The organism is Pseudomonas sp. MWU12-3088 (assembly GCF_023242405.1).
GTDB classification, from domain to species: domain Bacteria; phylum Pseudomonadota; class Gammaproteobacteria; order Pseudomonadales; family Pseudomonadaceae; genus Aquipseudomonas; species Aquipseudomonas kribbensis.
Map to the genome: position 1 here is coordinate 48,838 of NZ_JALJEA010000014.1, position 16,434 is coordinate 65,271.

A 16,434-nucleotide genomic window follows, 5' to 3' on the forward strand; every position below is an offset into this window, starting at 1 on the left:
ACGCCCAAAACCCTCGTCAGTCACTAGGTAAGCGACTTGAAAACCCTGGGTGCCGTGCCCGGGAACCACTCGAGCGTCCCGGCGCAACGCCGGGGCAGACAGGAGTTCACGACTGATGAGTACGAAAAAACCTGCCACAGACAAAAGCCAACTGGCCGGCACCGACACCCCGGATCGCGCCAACACCAATGCCAAACTCGACAGCCTGGAAAAATTCCGTTCCGACGCCACCGGCCAGGCCCTGCGCACCAATCAGGGCGTGAAGGTCGCGGATAACCAGAACACCTTGAAGGCCGGGCCGCGTGGGCCGTCGCTGCTGGAAGACTTCATCATGCGTGAGAAAATCACGCACTTTGACCATGAGCGGATTCCCGAGCGCATCGTCCATGCCCGCGGTACCGGGGCCCATGGTTTCTTTCAGACCTACGAGAATCATTCGGCGCTGACCAAGGCCGGTTTCCTGCGGGATCCGGGAAAGAAAACACCCGTGTTCGTGCGTTTTTCCACGGTGCAAGGGCCACGGGGCTCCGGCGATACCGTGCGCGACGTGCGCGGTTTTGCGGTGAAATTCTTCACCGACGAAGGTAACTTCGACCTGGTCGGCAACAACATGCCGGTATTTTTCATCCAGGACGCGATCAAGTTTCCCGACTTCGTCCATGCCGTGAAACCCGAGCCGCACAACGAAATGCCTACCGGTGGTTCGGCCCACGACACCTTCTGGGATTTCGTGTCGCTGGTGCCGGAATCGGCGCACATGGTCATCTGGGCGATGTCCGACCGGGCCATCCCGAAAAGCCTGCGCAGCATGCAGGGTTTTGGCGTGCACACCTTCCGGCTGATCAACGCCGAGGGCAAATCGCGCTTCGTCAAATTCCATTGGCGCCCCACCGCCGGCACTTGTTCGCTGGTGTGGGACGAAGCGCAGAAGCTGGCCGGTAAAGACACCGACTACCATCGACGCGATCTCTGGGAGGCCATCGAGACCGGGGACTACCCGGAATGGGAACTTGGCGTACAGGTCATCGAGGAGGAAAACGAGCACGACTTCGATTTCGACATCCTCGACCCGACCAAACTGATTCCCGAGGAAGTCGTCCCGATCACACCGCTGGGCAAGATGACCCTCAACCGCAACCCGGACAACTTCTTTGCCGAGACCGAGCAGGTCGCGTTCTGCCCCGGCCATATCGTGCCGGGGATCGACTTCTCCAATGACCCGCTGCTGCAAGGTCGGCTGTTTTCCTACACCGACACGCAGATCAGCCGACTCGGCGGGCCGAACTTTCATGAGCTTCCGATCAATCGCCCGGTGGCGCCCTTCCACAACGGCCAGCGCGATGCCCAGCACCGCACGGTGATCGACAAGGGCCGCGCGTCCTACGAGCCGAACTCGATTGATGGCGGTTGGCCAAAAGAAACACCACCGGCCGCGCAGGACGGCGGGTTCGAGAGCTATGCGGAGCGCATCGACGCCAACAAGATCCGCCAGCGCAGCGAGTCGTTCAGCGATCACTTCTCCCAGGCGCGACTGTTCTTCAAGAGCATGAGCAAGCACGAACAGGAACACATCATCTCGGCTTACAGCTTCGAACTGGGCAAGGTTGAGCGCGAGCACATTCGGGCCCGGGAAGTGAACGAGATTCTGGCCAATATCGATCTGGAACTGGCAAAGCGCGTGGCACACAACCTTGGGTTGCCGGAGCCAGCCAAAGGGACGGTCGAGGTGCGCAAGACATCTCTCGACCACTCACCGTCCCTGAGTCAGGCCAACCTGTTGCCGGAGAATATCAAGACGCGAAAAGTGGCGATTCTGGCAGCCAATGGCGTCGATGGTGCCGCGATTGATGCAATGAAGAAGGCTCTGGCGGCAGAAGGTGCGCATGCCAAGCTGCTCGGCCCGACTTCGGCACCGGTGAAGACGGCCGATGGCAAAAGCCTGGCGGTGGATGCGTCGATGGAGGGCTTACCTTCGGTGGCGTTCGACGCGGTGTTCGTGCCGGGCGGCGCGGCGTCGGTCAAGGCGCTGAGCGGCGACGGCGTGGCGTTGCATTACCTGCTGGAGGCGTACAAGCACCTGAAGGCGATTGCCCTGCAAGGCGAGGCCAAACAGTTGCTGGATGTGCTGAAGCTGGAGACGGATGCCGGATTGATCGAAGGCAAGGATGTGAAAGCGCTGACCAAGCCGTTCTTTGCGGCGATCGGGCAGCATCGGGTTTGGGATCGGGAGGCGAAAGCCAAGGCAATTCCGGCCTGAAAAAAACCGCAGCCTGCGAAAAGCAGGCTGCGGTTAATTCAAGGTTTGCGCGGGCTCAGAACCATCTGTGCCGGGACTGTGCGCAGAATCTGCTTCTCGATCTGCAGATCGAAATCCGGATCGAGCTTCTTCACGCGTTTGGTGATCAGCGTCGCCAGCCACGGATAATCATTGGTGCGCGGCGCCTGAATGCTCACCGCACAGTCGTAATTCACCACATCGGCGGCGATCGCGTCGAGTTGACGGCGAAGTTTGCGGCTATCGTTGATATTCAGCGCAACCGTGGTGCTCTCGGCAGTCGGATCGATCACCTTGGCTTTCGGCTTGGCCTCGGCGGCGAGGAGCGCTGCTTCGGCTTTTTCCAGCTCAGCCTTGCGCGCTTCGGTGATGGCGCCGTTGACGCCACCGGTCAGCGCCGGAGCCTTTGGCATCAGCGCGCGGGCCCGGGCCAAAGCGGTTGCGGCAGCATTCACATCGCCCTTTTGCAGGACGATCTGGCTGCGGCGCAGATAGGCTTCGGCCAACTGGCGCTGGTATTGCTCAAGGGACTGATCGTTGGGCGTTTCGGCCTGCAAGGCTGCCAACTGGTCTTCGGCAGTGGCCAGTTCGCTGCTGGCCAGGCTTTGCTCCAGCTGTGCGATGGCCGTGGCCCGCGCATCGGGGGCTTCGGCCACCGGCGGCGTGCTTTGGCAGGCGCCCAGCAGCACTGAAAATGCGACAAGGAGCAGATAACGGGAGGCGAACGGCTTCATTCCTGCGACTCTCTATTTGCGCAAAAAACGAGCAAGTCTACACCCCTCGACGGGGCAGAACAAAACTCAGCAGAAACAGTGCGGCCGCCGTCACAACGATTGACGGGCCGGCCGGGGTGTCCTTGAACCAGGACAGCGCCAGCCCGCCACACACGGCGAGCATGCCCAGCAGGCTCGCGCCCAGTGCCATCTGCTCCGGCGAACGGGCGTGACGTTGTGCCGCAGCCGCCGGGATGATCAACAGCGACGTAATCAGCAACACACCTACGATTTTCATCGCCACGGCGATCACCACCGCGATCAGCAACATCAACGCCATGCGCAGACCAGCTACCGGCAGGCCTTCGACCCGGGCCAGTTCTTCGTGCACGGTGATCGCCAGCAGCGGCCGCCACAATGTCACCAGCAACACCAGCACCGCCGCGCTGCCGCCGAGGATCCAGGCAAGGTCAGTCGGGCTGATAGCCAGCAAGTCGCCGAACAGATAGGCCATCAGGTCGATCCGCACTTCATGCATGAAGCTTAGTACCACCAGGCCGAGAGAGAGCGTGCTCGGTGCGAGAATGCCCAGCAACGTGTCGGACGCCAGCGGCTGACGCTGTTGCAGGGTCACCAGCAGTACCGCCAGCAGCAGGCAGCCCACGGTGACCGCGACGGTCGGGCTGACATCCAGCAGAAAGCCCAGCGCCACGCCGAGCAGCGCGGCGTGGGACAGGGTGTCGCCGAAATAAGCCATGCGCCGCCAGACCACGAACGAGCCCAGCGGCCCCGCGACCACCGCCAGCGCCAGACCTGCAAGCAGGGCGTAGAACAGAAAATCAGCCATGCTTGCAGCTATCTCCGTGAACGTGAGGTTGGCCCGTCAAAGGCCCTTTGACCACCGAACCGTGCAGGTCGTGGGCGTGGTCGTGATGGTGGTGATAGACCGCGAGGCTCGGGGCGTGGTTGCCGAACAGCTCGACGAAAGCCGGATCGCCACTGACCTGCTCGGGATGCCCGGAGCAGCAGACGTGACGGTTGAGGCACACCACCTGATCCGTGGTGCTCATCACCAGATGCAGGTCGTGGGACACCATCAGCACGCCGCAACCGTGACGGTCGCGCAGCCGGGTGATCAGGCTGTACAGCTCGGCTTGCCCGGCGACATCGACGCCTTGCACCGGCTCGTCGAGGACCAGCAGTTCCGGCTCGCGCAACAGCGCCCGGGCCAGTAGCACGCGCTGCATTTCACCACCGGACACGCTTTGCACCGGGCTGTCGATGACGTGTTCGGCGCCGACTTCCTTGAGTGCCGCCAGCGCACGCGGACGATCAACGCCCGGCACCAGCCGCAGGAAGCGCAAGACTGACAGCGGCAGGGTCGGATCGACGTGCAGCTTTTGCGGCATATAACCGACGCGTAGTTTCGGTTTGCGCCAGACGCTGCCGCTATCGGGTTTCAGCAGCCCGAGCACGGCGCGCACCAGCGTGGTCTTGCCGGCGCCGTTGGGGCCGATCAGGGTGACGATCTGCCCCGGCTCGACGCTCAGGTGAATGTTGTCCAGCACGTTCTGCCCGGCAAACCGGACAGCCACCTGCTCCAGACGGATCAACGCATCGCTCATCAAGCCCCCCGGCAACCGGAGCAGAGGCCGACCACTTCGACGGTCTGGGCCTCGACGATGAAGCCGACGTCCTTGGCGCTGTGGACAATGGCGTCGCTGATGGTTTTTTGCTCAAGCTCGATGGCCGCGTGGCACTCGCGGCAGATCAGGAACTGGCCTTGGTGCGAATGCTTCGGATGAACGCAGCCGACGAAAGCGTTCAGCGAGGAGATGCGGTGTACCAGACCGTTTTCCAGCAGGAAATCCAGCGCGCGGTACACGGTCGGCGGCGCTGCGCGGCGGCCGTCCTGCTCGCTGAGCACAGCGAGGATGTCGTAGGCACCCAGCGGCTTGTGGCTCTGCCAGACCAGTTCCAGCACCCGCCGACGCAATGCGGTCAGGCGCAGGCCTTTCTGTGCACACAAGGCATCGGCCTCGGACAGGGCGCTGTGGACGCAATGGGAGTGGTCGTGGGGACGGCTGGCAATCGGGGTAATAGGCATGAGCGGCGACGAGTTTGGTTAGAGACGTTATTATGTTACCCGTTCTCGCCTCCTTGAGTGGTCATCGTGTCCCGACTTTTTTCTGTTTTTGTGGCCTTTGTCGCCAGTTTTCTGCTGATCGGTTCGGCCCAGGCCGAAGTCAGAGTCCTCACCAGCATCAAGCCACTGCAATTGATTGCCGCTGCGGTGCAGGACGGCGTGGCGATTCCGGAAGTATTGCTGCCGCCGGGGGCTTCGCCGCATAACTACGCGCTGCGCCCTTCCGACGTGCGTAAGGTGCAATCGGTGGACCTGCTGTACTGGATCGGCCCAGACATGGAAGGTTTCCTGCCTCGCGTGCTGAACGGTCGTACGCTGCCGAGCGTTGCAGTGCAGGACCTGCCGGGCATGAAGTTGCGTCGCTTCGCCGAAGACAGCCACTCCCATGCCGAAGACGCCGACGAGCATGATCACGATCACCGCCCAGGCACCCTCGATGCGCATTTGTGGCTATCGCCGGTGAACGCGCGGGTGATTGCCGACAAGATGGCCGCCGACCTGAGCGCTGCCGACCCGGCCAATGCCGAGCGCTACCAGAGCAACGCCAAGGCATTCGACGAGCGTCTCGATGCACTGGATCAACGCTTGAAGAAACGTCTGGCCAGTGTTGAAGGCAAACCCTACTTCGTCTTCCACGAAGCCTTCGACTACTTCGAAGATGCCTACGGCCTGAAACACACCGGTGTGTTCAGCGTGGCGGCGGAAGTGCAGCCGGGCGCTCAGCATGTGGCGGCAATGCGCGCACGGTTGCAGGAAGTCGGCAAGACGTGCGTGTTCAGCGAGCCGCCATTGCGCCCACGTCTGGCCGAAACCCTGGTGGCTGGCCTGCCGGTGAAACTGGCGGAGCTGGATGCGTTGGGCGGCTACACGCCGGCGACGGCTCAAGGTTATGAGCAGGTGCTGGAGAAGCTGGGGAATGATCTGGCGGGTTGCCTGGAGTCGCTCTGATACAAAAAACCGCAGCCTGCACAGGCTGCGGTTTTTTCTTTTACAGGGCGAAAGGTAGCGGTGTGCTGACCTGCTGACGCTGCGCCAGCCGCTGCTCGAACTCTTTCGGATCGTGAATCAGCACGTCCTGCCCGGCGAACGATTCCGCCGCGATCAACCGCGACAGCCAGAACCGCACGCACGCCACGCGCAGCATGGTCGGCCACAGTTCAGCCTCAGCCGCCGTGAACGGACGCAGTGCCGCGTAGGCACCCAGGAGGGCCCGGGCACGTGGGCCGTCGATCAGGCCGTCATCGTCCGAACACCAGTCGTTCAAGGCAATCGCCACGTCGTAGAGCATCGGCCCGGAGCAGGCGTTGTAGAAGTCGATCAGCCCGGTCAGGTGCGTGCCTTCGAACATGGCGTTGTCACGAAACAGGTCGGCGTGGATATTCGCCCGAGGCAGCGCGAGAATTTTCTCTTTCTGTTGAGTGATTTCGTCCAGCGCGGCTTGCAGTAGCGCTCGCGGCTCATCGCTCAGGTGCGAGAGAAACTCGGTCCCCTCCTCCAGCATCCAGTCCAGGCCACGATCGGTCTTGCGCTTGATCATGCTGTCGCCCTGGGTCGCCAGGTGCAGGTGCGCCTGCAAGTCACCGACCTGCGCGCAATGCTGGGCGTTGGCCTGTTTGATGTGCTTGCCGGCCAGGCGCGGCTGCAGCAGCGCCGGTTTGCCTTTCAGCTCGCGCAGGGCCACGCCGTCGGTGGTGCGCAGTGCATAAGGCACCGGCAGGTCGGCTTCGTGCAATACGTCGAGCAGGTCGATGAAAAACGGCATTTCCTGCACCGGGCCGCGCTCGACCAGGGTCAGGACAAACTCGCCCTTTTCCATGCTGATGAAGAAGTTGGTGTTTTCGCTGCCGGCGGCGATCCCCTGGAAATCGAGCAGACGGCCGAGCCCGTAAGGGGCGAGAAAGGTTTCCAGCTCGGGCCGAGCCAGGGGGGTGAACACAGACATGGTTAAAAACTGCTCAGTTCTGGCGCCGCCATCGAGCCGGCGCCGGTTGAAATTAAGAAACTACTTCCACTCGAAAATCTTCCACGCGGGGATCAGCATATCCGGCTGGTCCGAGCGGATGAAGTTTGCATCAGTACCGTCCGCACGCACCAGAAAATAGGGCGGGAAACCCTTTTTGGTCACCTTGATCGCGTACAGGAAACCGTTCTGCCGGTACTCCTGGATGGTTTTGTCACCCTCGGTGCGGATGGTGACTTCCGGCTCCGCTGACGGCGCATCATCCGCCGCGATCGCAGGCAAGGGTGAGACAGCAATCAAACTGACCAGCAGCAAGCGATTTAACGTACGCATGATAACCTTGTCCCTTTGTCGTCAACGGTCCCGCTATTCTAGCGCCGGACCCGCCGAAAAGGTTGATCCTGCTCATGAGCCAAGCCCCCCTCGTCCTGGTGGACGGTTCGTCTTACCTGTACCGCGCCTTTCACGCGCTGCCACCGCTGACCACGTCCAAAGGCCTGCCGACCGGTGCGGTCAAAGGCGTGCTGAACATGCTCAAGAGCCTGCGCAAGCAGTATCCGGACAGCCCGTTCGCCGTGGTGTTCGACGCCAAGGGCGGGACATTTCGCGATGAGATGTACGCCGAATACAAGGCCAACCGCCCGAGCATGCCCGACGACATGCGCCTGCAGATCGAGCCGCTGCACCAGAGCGTGAAAGCCCTCGGTTTCCCGCTGCTGTGCGTCGAAGGCGTCGAGGCCGATGACGTGATCGGCACTCTGGCCCGCAGCAGCGCAGCCGCCAACCGCCCGGTAATCATTTCCACCGGCGACAAGGACATGGCGCAACTGGTCGACGGCCACATTACCTTGGTCAACACCATGTCCGGTAGCTCGATGGACGTGGAGGGCGTGAAGGAGAAATTCGGCGTCGCTCCGGAGCAGATCATCGATTATCTGGCCCTGATGGGCGACTCTTCCGACAACATCCCCGGCGTTCCCGGCATCGGACCGAAAACCGCGTCCGGCCTGCTGGTGGGCGTCAACGGCGGCCTGACCGAGCTCTACGCGCAGCTCGATATCGTGCCGACCCTGCCGATTCGTGGTGCCAAGACCCTGCCGGCCAAGCTCGAAGAGCACAAGGAGATGGCGTTCCTTTCCTATCAGCTGGCGACCATCAAGGTCGACGTGCCGCTGGACATCGGCCTCGACGACCTGCAAATGGGCCCGGAAGATCCGGCCAAGCTGCTTGAGCTTTACACCCTGCTGGAGTTCAAGAGCTGGATCAACGATCTGGAGCGGGACGCCAAACGCCTGGAACTGAGCAGCGCCGCCGCGCCTGAGCCGGCCGTCGATCTGTTCAGCGCGCCTGCGGAAGAAGCGCCTGCCGCTCCGGCTGAAGCCGCGTACGAGACCATCCTTGATCAGGCCCGCTTCGACGTCTGGCTGGAAAAGCTAAAGAACGCCAAACTGTTCGCCTTCGACACCGAAACCACCGGCGTCGACGCGCAACAGGCGCAACTGGTCGGTCTGTCCTTCGCGGTGCAGGCCAACGAAGCAGCCTACATTCCGCTGACGCATTCCTACATCGGCGTGCCGGAGCAACTGGATCGCGACACCGTGTTGCGCGCGCTGAAACCAATCCTGGAAGACCCGAACAAGCTCAAGGTCGGCCAGCACGCCAAATTCGACATGAACATCCTGGCCAACTGCGCCATCGGTGGCGACCAGAACGAAGGCATCACCGTGCGCGGGATTGCCTTCGACACGATGCTTGAGTCCTACGTGCTCAACTCCACCGCCACCCGTCACGACATGGACAGCCTGGCGCAGAAGTACCTGGATCACACCACCGTGAGCTTCCAGGACATCGCCGGCAAAGGCGCCAAGCAACTGACCTTCGACCAGATCGCGCTGGAGCAGGCCGGCCCATACGCCGCCGAAGATGCCGACGTGACCCTGCGCCTGCACCAGACACTGTTCGAAAAACTCAGCGCCATCCCGAGCCTGGCCAGCGTACTGACCGACATCGAGATCCCGCTGGTGCCGGTGCTGGCCCGCATCGAGCGCCAGGGTGCATTCGTCGATGCCGCGCTGCTGGGCGTTCAGAGCATCGAGCTGGGCGACAAGATGGTCGCGCTGGAGCGTGAAGCCTTCGAGATCGCCGGTGAAGAGTTCAACCTCGGCTCGCCAAAGCAACTGGGCGTGATCCTCTATGAAAAACTTGGCCTGCCGGTGCTGAAGAAGACCGCGAAGGGCCAGCCGTCCACTGCCGAAGAAGTGCTGGCAAAACTGGCCGAAGATGATCACCGCCTGCCAAAAGTGCTGATGGAACACCGCTCCATGAGCAAGCTGAAAAGCACCTACACCGATCGCCTGCCGGAGCAGATCAATCCGCGCACCGGGCGTATCCACACCTCGTACCATCAGGCCGTCGCATCGACCGGGCGCCTGTCGTCGAGCGACCCGAACCTGCAGAACATTCCGGTGCGCACCGCCGAAGGCCGACGCATCCGTCAGGCCTTTGTCGCGCCGAAAGGCTACAAACTGCTGGCAGCGGACTACTCGCAGATCGAATTGCGGATCATGGCGCACCTGTCCCGCGACGAAGGCCTGATGAACGCCTTCCGCAACAATCTGGACGTGCATACCGCAACTGCCGCCGAAGTGTTCAAGATCGAGCTGAACGAAGTGACGTCCGACCAGCGCCGTGGCGCCAAGGCGATCAACTTCGGCCTGATCTACGGCATGGGCGCGCAGAAGCTGGGCAAGGACATCGGCGTCGACACCAAGACCGCCAAGGCTTACATCGACACCTACTTCGCGCGCTACCCGGGCGTTCGCGAATACATGGATCGCACGCGCGCGCAGGCAGCGGATCAGGGCTACGTAGAAACGATCTTCGGCCGTCGTCTGTATCTGCCGGACATCAACTCCAACAAGCCCCAGGAGCGCGCAGCTGCCGAACGCACGGCGATCAACGCTCCGATGCAGGGCACCGCAGCGGACATCATCAAGAAAGCCATGGTGGCGGTGGACAACTGGCTGAGCGCTTCTGGGCTGGATGCCAAAGTCATCCTGCAGGTACACGACGAACTGGTGCTGGAGGTTCGCGAGGATCTGGTGGATCAGGTTCGCGACGAAATTCGCGTCCACATGAGTGAAGCGGCGAAGCTGGATGTGCCGTTGCTGGTGGAAGTGGGAGTCGGCAACAACTGGGACGAGGCCCACTGATCGGTCAGAGGCCGGCTCTGCCGGGGCATAACGCCGCAGCAGAGCCCTTTGCAGGCACTTAGTCCTAAAGGTTCTGGAATTTATTCCAAACCTTTTCTAGAAAATTCTGAACTAATCTTGCAGGCTGATACTCAGAGGTACTGAATGGCTGGTGAAGCCCTTCGATGCTCCTATGTTGTGTTAAGTGTTGGCAGATATCTGAACCCCGCCCTAGCGGTTCGGAACTTGAACCCCGGAACTTCTCCCTCCCCATATGAAGTCCGGGGCTTTTTTTGCCTCAAAACTGGCTGTGGCGCAGCCAGACTGCGTTAAAAGCATCGCTAAAAATGCTCATTTAGGTCGCCTAAAGTCGAGCGCGACCCCGGCCGTTTTAGCAATGCTTTTGCCTTGCCTGACAGCACCACAGACAGTTTTGAAATCCCCTTACTCTGCCGCCGCTTCCGCACCTTTATCCGCCAGTTCCATCCAGCCCGCCAGCTTGGTGTAGGCCTCTTCCAGGCCCATGCGTTTTGGCGCGGAGAACAGCTGGATCGTCACCAGGTCACCCCACCCCTTACGGATTTCCGACTGCACCTTGAGCAGCGTGTTCTTGGCTGCGCCGTAGGTCAGCTTGTCCGCTTTGGTCAGCAGAATGTGCATCGGCATGCCGGCCGCAACGGCCCAGTCGAGCATCAGCAGGTCGAAGTCGGTCATTGGATGGCGGATGTCCATCATCAGAATCAGACCCTTCAAACTCTCGCGACCACCGAGGTAAGCCTCGAGGTGACGCTGCCAGTGTTGCTTGAGCGGGATCGGTACTTTTGCATAACCGTAGCCCGGCAGGTCGACCAGACGCCGTTCATCGTCTAGCTTGAAGAAGTTCAACAGCTGTGTGCGACCCGGGGTTTTCGAGGTGCGCGCCAGGCTGGCGTGAGTCAGGGTGTTCAGCGCGCTGGATTTACCGGCGTTGGAACGACCGGCGAACGCCACTTCGAAGCCTTCGTCGTCGGGGCACTGATCGACTTTGGCGGCACTGAGCATGAACGTGGACTGTTGGCACAGGCCGAGGATGGGATTCTTGAGTTGCATGGGATTTCCGATGTGGGCGGCGCCGGGATTGGGCGCGGAACGCGGTGTCGCTTCCGTTTCAGTGACGCCAGTATATAATGCCGCAGATTTTGTGTGTGCTTTGTCCCAGCGAAGGATGAAGTTCACGAGAGCGACAGACTTTGATTGCGCAACAGAACGCAGATCGCTCTCAACCCTGAAAAGGTCGTTTTATGACGAAATGGCTGCTGGCTGCCGGAGTTCTGATGCCGCTTTACAGCGCACAGGCTACACAGGATCCGGAAGCCGTGTACAACCGTGTTTGTGGTGCCTGTCATTCCGGCCAACTACCCATGGCGCCCAGAAGAGGCGATCAGGAAGCTTGGACGCCGAGGTTGGCGAAAGGTATGGAGACGCTGGTGCAACACGTGACCCAGGGTTTCAAGGCGATGCCGCCGCGTGGTTTGTGCATGGACTGCAGTGCCGAGGATTACCAGGCCATCATCCTCTGGATGAGCGGAAGTAAACCCGGTCCATAACTCTTAACCCTTAGCCGTAGTTGGATTAGCTGATGAACAAACTGATCGTGAGTCTGCTGTTGACCGTGGGAATCTCAGGTTTCGCCCATGCTGCAGGCGATGCCGCCGCAGGCCAGGCGAAGGCTGCCGTATGCGGGGCCTGCCATGGCCCGGATGGCAACAGCATGGCGCCAAACTTTCCGAAACTGGCCGGCCAGGGTGAACGCTACCTGACCAAGCAACTGCATGACATCAAGTCGGGCAAGCGCACCGTTCTGGAAATGACCGGCCTGCTGACCAACCTGAGCGATCAGGACCTCTCTGACATCGCCGCCTATTTCGCCAGCCAGAAAGGCAGCGTCGGCGCCGCCGATCCGAAGATCGTCGCTCGCGGCGAAGCCCTGTTCCGTGGCGGCAACCTGGAAAAAGGCCTGCCAGCCTGCACCGGTTGCCACTCGCCGAACGGCGCGGGCAATGCCGCCGCCGGCTTCCCGCACCTGGGTGGCCAACACGCTCAATACATCGCCAAACAGCTGACCGATTTCCGCAAGGAAGAAGCCGGTCGCAGCAACGACGGCGATGCCATGACCATGCGCACCATCGCTCGCAAGCTGAGCGACGAGGACATTGCGGCGGTCTCCAGCTACATTCAAGGCCTGCACTAAGGCCAGGCCTGCGATAGTGATTCGAGCGTTGCGCGCGCAGGACAACTCCCGCCACGTTAACGCTCGATTAATCCGTTGCATGAAGTATAAAAAGGGTGGCTTTGGCCGCCCTTTTTTGTGGCCGCTGCCGTTACACTACAGAACTCATGCCCGCCAGGATCTGTCTGAAAACAGGTCGCGCGAGGCGACCAATTTGCCCAGGAGTAAAGCATGCGTAATCTGATCATCAGCGCCGCCCTCGTCGCTGCCAGCCTGTTCGGCGTGACGGCCCAGGCCGCCGAAGCACCTGCCGCCCCGTACGTCGAATTGAGCAACCCGGTCCCGGTTGCCGTGCCTGGCAAGATCGAAGTGGTGGAACTGTTCTGGTACGGCTGCCCGCACTGCTACGCCTTCGAGCCCGTGATCAATCCATGGGTTGAAAAACTGCCTTCCGACGTCAACTTCGTCCGCATCCCTGCCATGTTCGGCGGCCCTTGGGATGCACACGGTCAAATGTTCCTGACCCTGGAAGCCATGGGCGTCGAGCACAGCGTTCACGCTGCCGTGTTCAACGCGATCCAGAAAGAACACAAGAAGCTGACCGACAAGAACGACATGGCCGACTTCCTCGCCACTCAAGGCGTAGACAAGGACAAGTTCCTGGCCACCTTCGACTCCTTCGCCATCAAGGGCCAGATCGTCAAGGCTCGTGAACTGGCCAAGAAATATGAAATCTCCGGCGTTCCAACCATGATCGTCAACGGTAAATACCGCTTTGACATCGGCTCTGCCGGTGGTGCCGAAGAGGCTCTGAAGCTGGCTGACCAACTGGTCGCCAAAGAGCGAGCGGCCAACAAGGCGGCCGCCAACTAAGCGCGGCAATCGCCATGCGCCGCTGGGGAACCGAACGTCTCGTCGGCCTGCATGATCCGCAGGTCAACGAGCATCACCTGGAATCCACGGGCTTGCCCGCAGACAGCCGTTTGCGCTTGCTCAGCTTCAATATCCAGGTCGGCATCAGTACCGAGCGTTATAGGCACTACCTGACCCGCAGCTGGCAGCATCTGCTGCCGCACCCCGGCCGTTCCGGCAATCTGCAGAAGATCGGCAATCTGCTCGGCGACTTCGATCTGGTCGCCCTGCAGGAAGCCGATGGCGGCAGCCTGCGTTCGGGCTACGTCAATCAGGTCGAACATCTGGCCCATCTCGGCGCCTTCCCTTACTGGTATCAACAACTCAATCGCAATCTTGGCCGACTGGCCCAGCACAGCAACGGCGTGCTCAGTCGCCTGCGCCCGTGGGCGATCGAGGACCATCCGCTGCCGGGGCCGAAAGGTCGCGGGGCGATCCTGGTGCGCTTCGGCGAAGGTCCCGAGGCGCTGGTGGTGGTGATGATGCACCTGGCGCTCGGCGCCCGGGTACGCACCATGCAACTTGCATATATCCGCGAGCTGATCGGCGGCTACAAGCATCAGGTGCTGATGGGCGACATGAACACCCACGCCAGCGACCTGCTGCAACACTCGCCCCTGCGCGACCTCGGCCTGCTGGCCCCGCAACTCGAAGCGACATTCCCCAGCTGGCGCCCGCAGCGCTGCCTGGACCATATTCTGCTCAGCCCGACCCTGACGCTGGAAAAGGTCGAGGTGCTGGCCCAACCGATTTCCGATCACCTGCCCGTCGCGGTAGAGATTCGTCTGCCGGGTTCGCTCACGGCCGATGCATTGCCCGCGTTGAGTCCTGCCCCTCGCGGAACGCCTGAATGAGCGACGAAGCCCAGCGCTGGAAAGAGAAATACCTCAAAAGCATCGAACAACAGGAAAAGCTCGAACGTCGATGGGACGCCCGGCTCGACCTGCTGCGTCGCGGCCTGGTGCGTAGCACGCTCGCGGCTGAAGGCACCGATCGCGTGGTCGATCAGTGCATGAAGGAAATGCGCGACGTGGTGCGCACCGACGACATGGATGCCGGCCTCGCCGCCCTGTTGCCGCGCCTAGAAAAAGCCGTGCTCGACTCCGAGCAACGCCGTGAAACCCGGATCGAGCAGGTCAGCACCGCGCTGAACTCGCTGGTGGCTCAGCTGCAATCGCTGCCCCTGCCCCGGGACGTCGCCCAGCCACTGAAGAAGTTCGCCAAGCAGCTCGACGGGCGAGTCAGTCAGGCCCGGGAAATGCCGTTATTGCTGAGCGAACTCAGCGGTTTGCAGGGCAAGGCGTTGAGCCAACTGGAGGCGCCGGCGGAACCGGGACGTCCGGGACTGTTGCAGCGCCTGTTCGGCAGCCGTGACAGCGAAGAATCGCCTGCACCTGTGGCTCAGCCTGTTGTGACTTCTCCAACAGCTCGGCCAGAGCAACCGCCCGCCGCGCCTGAAAGCGCGCCAATGCCAGAAGCGCCTGCTGCAATCGCCGAACCGGCAGCCATTGCCACCGTCAGTGAAACACCGCTCGCCGCACCGCTGGTCGCGCCACTGCAAGCTTCAGCACCAACACCCATATCAACACCCGAGCCTGTTGCAGAGCCGGAAGTGGTTGCCTTCGAGCCTGCCCGGATCATCACAGAAGTCGCTACGACTCCCGACGAACCGGAACTCTCCGAGCCAGAACCCGAGCCGCCTGCCTTCACGCCGCCTCCGGTCTTTGCGCCATCGACACCGAGCGCCATCAACCCTGACGAACTGATCCACCCCGGCGACAACCCGCCTCCGGTCTTCCTCGACAGCTTGCCGCTGCCCGAGCCCATCGCGCAGGCCTTGGCGGCCATCGACCCGGAGCAACCCGAGCAAGACATTCTCTATGCCCTGCCGGATTCGCCCGAACCCTCCTACAGCTCGGTGGCCAAGCACATCGAAGACACCCTGATCGGCCTGCTGGATGACCTGACCCTGCCTGAGCGCCATCGCCCCCAAGCCGAGGCCATGCGCGATAGGCTGAAACATGGCCTCAACTGGTACGAACTGCTTCCGATCCTCGACGATCTGGCGACCTTGATGCTGGCCATCACCGACAGCGGTCAGCACGAGTTCGAAGCTTATCTGCAGCAACTCAACGAACGCCTCGAAACGTTCCAGAGCAACCTGCAGGCCGCCAGCGAAGGTCATGCCGACAACAGCTCGGCGGCGCGAGCTATGGACACGCAGATCCGTGAACAGGTCGATGGCCTGCAGACCAGCGTGCAGGAAGCGGCAGACCTGGACGACCTCAAGCAGGTTCTGGAAAACCATCTCGAAGGCCTGCTCGGCACGATGGACCAGCACCAGAAACAACGTGACGCCCGGGAACAGGAGGTCGCCGGACGCCTCAAAAGCCTGGCCGAACGCGTTGCGCACATGGAGCAGGAAGCGCTGGGCTACCGCGAACACCTCGAAGAGCAGCGCCAGAAAGCCCTGATCGATCCGCTCACCGGCCTGCCCAACCGCGCTGCCTGGAGCGAACGGCTCGACCACGAAATCGCCCAGTGGCAGCAGCACGGCAACACCCTGAGCCTGGCCATGCTCGACCTCGATCACTTCAAGCGGATCAACGACAACTACGGCCATCTGGCCGGCGACAAAGTGCTGAAGATCATCGCCACGGTGCTGCGCAAGCGCCTGCGCGGCAGCGATTTCATTGCCCGGTTCGGCGGAGAGGAGTTCGTCCTGCTGCTGCCGGCAACTCCGCCGGCCGTCGGCGCCAAACTGCTGGAAACCCTGCGCGCGTCCATCGAGGCCTGCCCGTTCCACTTCAAGGGTGAGCGCGTCACGATCACCATATCCATGGGGCTGGCGGCGTTCAGGCCGGGAGAACACAGCGATCTGGTGCTCAAAAGAGCCGATCAGGCGTTGTACCGGGCCAAAAACGCAGGCCGCAACCGGGTGGAGCTGGGCTGAAGACAATTGTTCCATTTCATTTAAATCAGCCCTTTTGCCGTTCGCACGCAAGTCAGTACGTTACACTGTTGCATT

At 61.6% G+C, this 16,434-nt stretch carries 15 protein-coding genes; 8 read left to right on the forward strand and 7 right to left on the reverse strand.

Features of this window, described 5'->3' with window-relative positions; translation table 11 throughout:
* Positions 1-49 precede the first annotated feature (49 nt).
* Positions 50-2,257, forward strand: coding sequence for a catalase HPII (gene katE / locus M5B98_RS25805; RefSeq protein ID WP_318654182.1), 2,208 nt, complete (start codon positions 50-52; stop codon positions 2,255-2,257).
* Positions 2,258-2,295: 38 nt separating this feature from the next.
* On the opposite strand, the gene M5B98_RS25810 is transcribed toward katE, so the two are convergent.
* From M5B98_RS25810 to zur, 4 genes are read right to left on the reverse strand one after another with little or no spacing between them, the layout of a single operon-like run.
* Positions 2,296-3,009: a PA5502 family lipoprotein gene (locus M5B98_RS25810; protein WP_114880890.1), complete on the reverse strand. Its 714-nt coding sequence runs from the start codon at positions 3,007-3,009 to the stop codon at positions 2,296-2,298.
* Positions 3,010-3,046: 37 nt separating this feature from the next.
* A complete protein-coding gene (gene znuB, locus M5B98_RS25815) occupies positions 3,047-3,835 on the reverse strand; it encodes a zinc ABC transporter permease subunit ZnuB (RefSeq protein ID WP_065260666.1) in 789 nt (262 codons plus the stop codon).
* Complete coding sequence (gene znuC / locus M5B98_RS25820; RefSeq protein WP_169428258.1) at positions 3,828-4,613, reverse strand: zinc ABC transporter ATP-binding protein ZnuC; 786 nt, start codon at positions 4,611-4,613, stop codon at positions 3,828-3,830. The genes znuB and znuC overlap by 8 nt, the downstream gene beginning before the upstream one ends.
* On the reverse strand, positions 4,613-5,095 hold the full coding sequence (zur, locus tag M5B98_RS25825) for a zinc uptake transcriptional repressor Zur (RefSeq protein ID WP_011331783.1): 483 nt from the start codon (positions 5,093-5,095) through the stop codon (positions 4,613-4,615). Before zur ends, znuC begins: the two co-directional genes overlap by 1 nt.
* Before the next feature lie 57 nt (positions 5,096-5,152).
* On the opposite strand from zur, the gene M5B98_RS25830 reads away from it, so the two are divergent.
* Entirely contained in the window at positions 5,153-6,082 is a 930-nt protein-coding gene (locus M5B98_RS25830; protein ID WP_085713039.1) for a zinc ABC transporter substrate-binding protein ZnuA, read from the forward strand.
* Positions 6,083-6,122: 40 nt separating this feature from the next.
* Here the strand turns inward: M5B98_RS25830 and M5B98_RS25835 are convergent, their stop codons facing one another.
* Both M5B98_RS25835 and M5B98_RS25840 read right to left on the reverse strand, forming a co-directional pair.
* Entirely contained in the window at positions 6,123-7,076 is a 954-nt protein-coding gene (locus M5B98_RS25835) for a homoserine kinase (protein WP_248744383.1), read from the reverse strand.
* 60 nt (positions 7,077-7,136) lie between these two features.
* On the reverse strand, positions 7,137-7,427 hold the full coding sequence (locus M5B98_RS25840) for a DUF2782 domain-containing protein (RefSeq protein ID WP_114880887.1): 291 nt from the start codon (positions 7,425-7,427) through the stop codon (positions 7,137-7,139).
* A gap of 74 nt (positions 7,428-7,501) precedes the next feature.
* On the opposite strand from M5B98_RS25840, the gene polA reads away from it, so the two are divergent.
* The gene (gene polA, locus M5B98_RS25845; protein ID WP_248744384.1) at positions 7,502-10,306 is read left to right on the forward strand and encodes a DNA polymerase I; all 2,805 of its coding nucleotides are present in this window, start codon (positions 7,502-7,504) and stop codon (positions 10,304-10,306) included.
* 423 nt (positions 10,307-10,729) lie between these two features.
* Here polA and yihA read toward each other — a convergent pair whose 3' ends face one another.
* Positions 10,730-11,374, reverse strand: coding sequence for a ribosome biogenesis GTP-binding protein YihA/YsxC (gene yihA, locus M5B98_RS25850; protein ID WP_248744385.1), 645 nt, complete (start codon positions 11,372-11,374; stop codon positions 10,730-10,732).
* 191 nt (positions 11,375-11,565) lie between these two features.
* Here yihA and M5B98_RS25855 point away from each other — a divergent pair, with 191 nt between their 5' ends.
* The 5 genes from M5B98_RS25855 (at position 11,566) to M5B98_RS25875 (ending at position 16,359) form a co-directional block, all read left to right on the forward strand.
* Positions 11,566-11,871: a c-type cytochrome gene (locus tag M5B98_RS25855; protein WP_085713044.1), complete on the forward strand. Its 306-nt coding sequence runs from the start codon at positions 11,566-11,568 to the stop codon at positions 11,869-11,871.
* Between the two features lie 32 nt (positions 11,872-11,903).
* Positions 11,904-12,515 carry a c-type cytochrome gene (locus M5B98_RS25860; RefSeq protein WP_169428253.1) on the forward strand — a complete coding sequence of 204 codons (612 nt, stop codon included), beginning with the start codon at positions 11,904-11,906 and terminating at the stop codon, positions 12,513-12,515.
* A 210-nt stretch (positions 12,516-12,725) separates the two neighbouring features.
* On the forward strand, positions 12,726-13,367 hold the full coding sequence (locus M5B98_RS25865) for a thiol:disulfide interchange protein DsbA/DsbL (protein ID WP_085713046.1): 642 nt from the start codon (positions 12,726-12,728) through the stop codon (positions 13,365-13,367).
* A 14-nt stretch (positions 13,368-13,381) separates the two neighbouring features.
* Positions 13,382-14,260 (forward strand): endonuclease/exonuclease/phosphatase family protein, encoded by an 879-nt coding sequence (locus tag M5B98_RS25870; protein ID WP_085713047.1) that lies wholly within the window; start codon positions 13,382-13,384, stop codon positions 14,258-14,260.
* Positions 14,257-16,359: a diguanylate cyclase gene (locus M5B98_RS25875; protein WP_248744386.1), complete on the forward strand. Its 2,103-nt coding sequence runs from the start codon at positions 14,257-14,259 to the stop codon at positions 16,357-16,359. Before M5B98_RS25870 ends, M5B98_RS25875 begins: the two co-directional genes overlap by 4 nt.
* Positions 16,360-16,434 lie beyond the last annotated feature (75 nt).

What these genes read in the sequence shown, in the direction of transcription:
- znuC (WP_169428258.1), bottom strand. Translation starts at nt 4,613, where the DNA reads ATGAGCGATGCGTTGATCCGTCTGGAGCAGGTGGCTGTCCGGTTTGCC.
- M5B98_RS25835 (WP_248744383.1), bottom strand. Translation starts at nt 7,076, where the DNA reads ATGTCTGTGTTCACCCCCCTGGCTCGGCCCGAGCTGGAAACCTTTCTC.
- znuB (WP_065260666.1), bottom strand. Translation starts at nt 3,835, where the DNA reads ATGGCTGATTTTCTGTTCTACGCCCTGCTTGCAGGTCTGGCGCTGGCG.
- yihA (WP_248744385.1), bottom strand. Translation starts at nt 11,374, where the DNA reads ATGCAACTCAAGAATCCCATCCTCGGCCTGTGCCAACAGTCCACGTTC.
- M5B98_RS25855 (WP_085713044.1), top strand. Translation starts at nt 11,566, where the DNA reads ATGACGAAATGGCTGCTGGCTGCCGGAGTTCTGATGCCGCTTTACAGC.
- M5B98_RS25865 (WP_085713046.1), top strand. Translation starts at nt 12,726, where the DNA reads ATGCGTAATCTGATCATCAGCGCCGCCCTCGTCGCTGCCAGCCTGTTC.
- polA (WP_248744384.1), top strand. Translation starts at nt 7,502, where the DNA reads ATGAGCCAAGCCCCCCTCGTCCTGGTGGACGGTTCGTCTTACCTGTAC.
- M5B98_RS25870 (WP_085713047.1), top strand. Translation starts at nt 13,382, where the DNA reads ATGCGCCGCTGGGGAACCGAACGTCTCGTCGGCCTGCATGATCCGCAG.
- M5B98_RS25860 (WP_169428253.1), top strand. Translation starts at nt 11,904, where the DNA reads ATGAACAAACTGATCGTGAGTCTGCTGTTGACCGTGGGAATCTCAGGT.
- M5B98_RS25810 (WP_114880890.1), bottom strand. Translation starts at nt 3,009, where the DNA reads ATGAAGCCGTTCGCCTCCCGTTATCTGCTCCTTGTCGCATTTTCAGTG.
- zur (WP_011331783.1), bottom strand. Translation starts at nt 5,095, where the DNA reads ATGCCTATTACCCCGATTGCCAGCCGTCCCCACGACCACTCCCATTGC.
- M5B98_RS25875 (WP_248744386.1), top strand. Translation starts at nt 14,257, where the DNA reads ATGAGCGACGAAGCCCAGCGCTGGAAAGAGAAATACCTCAAAAGCATC.
- M5B98_RS25840 (WP_114880887.1), bottom strand. Translation starts at nt 7,427, where the DNA reads ATGCGTACGTTAAATCGCTTGCTGCTGGTCAGTTTGATTGCTGTCTCA.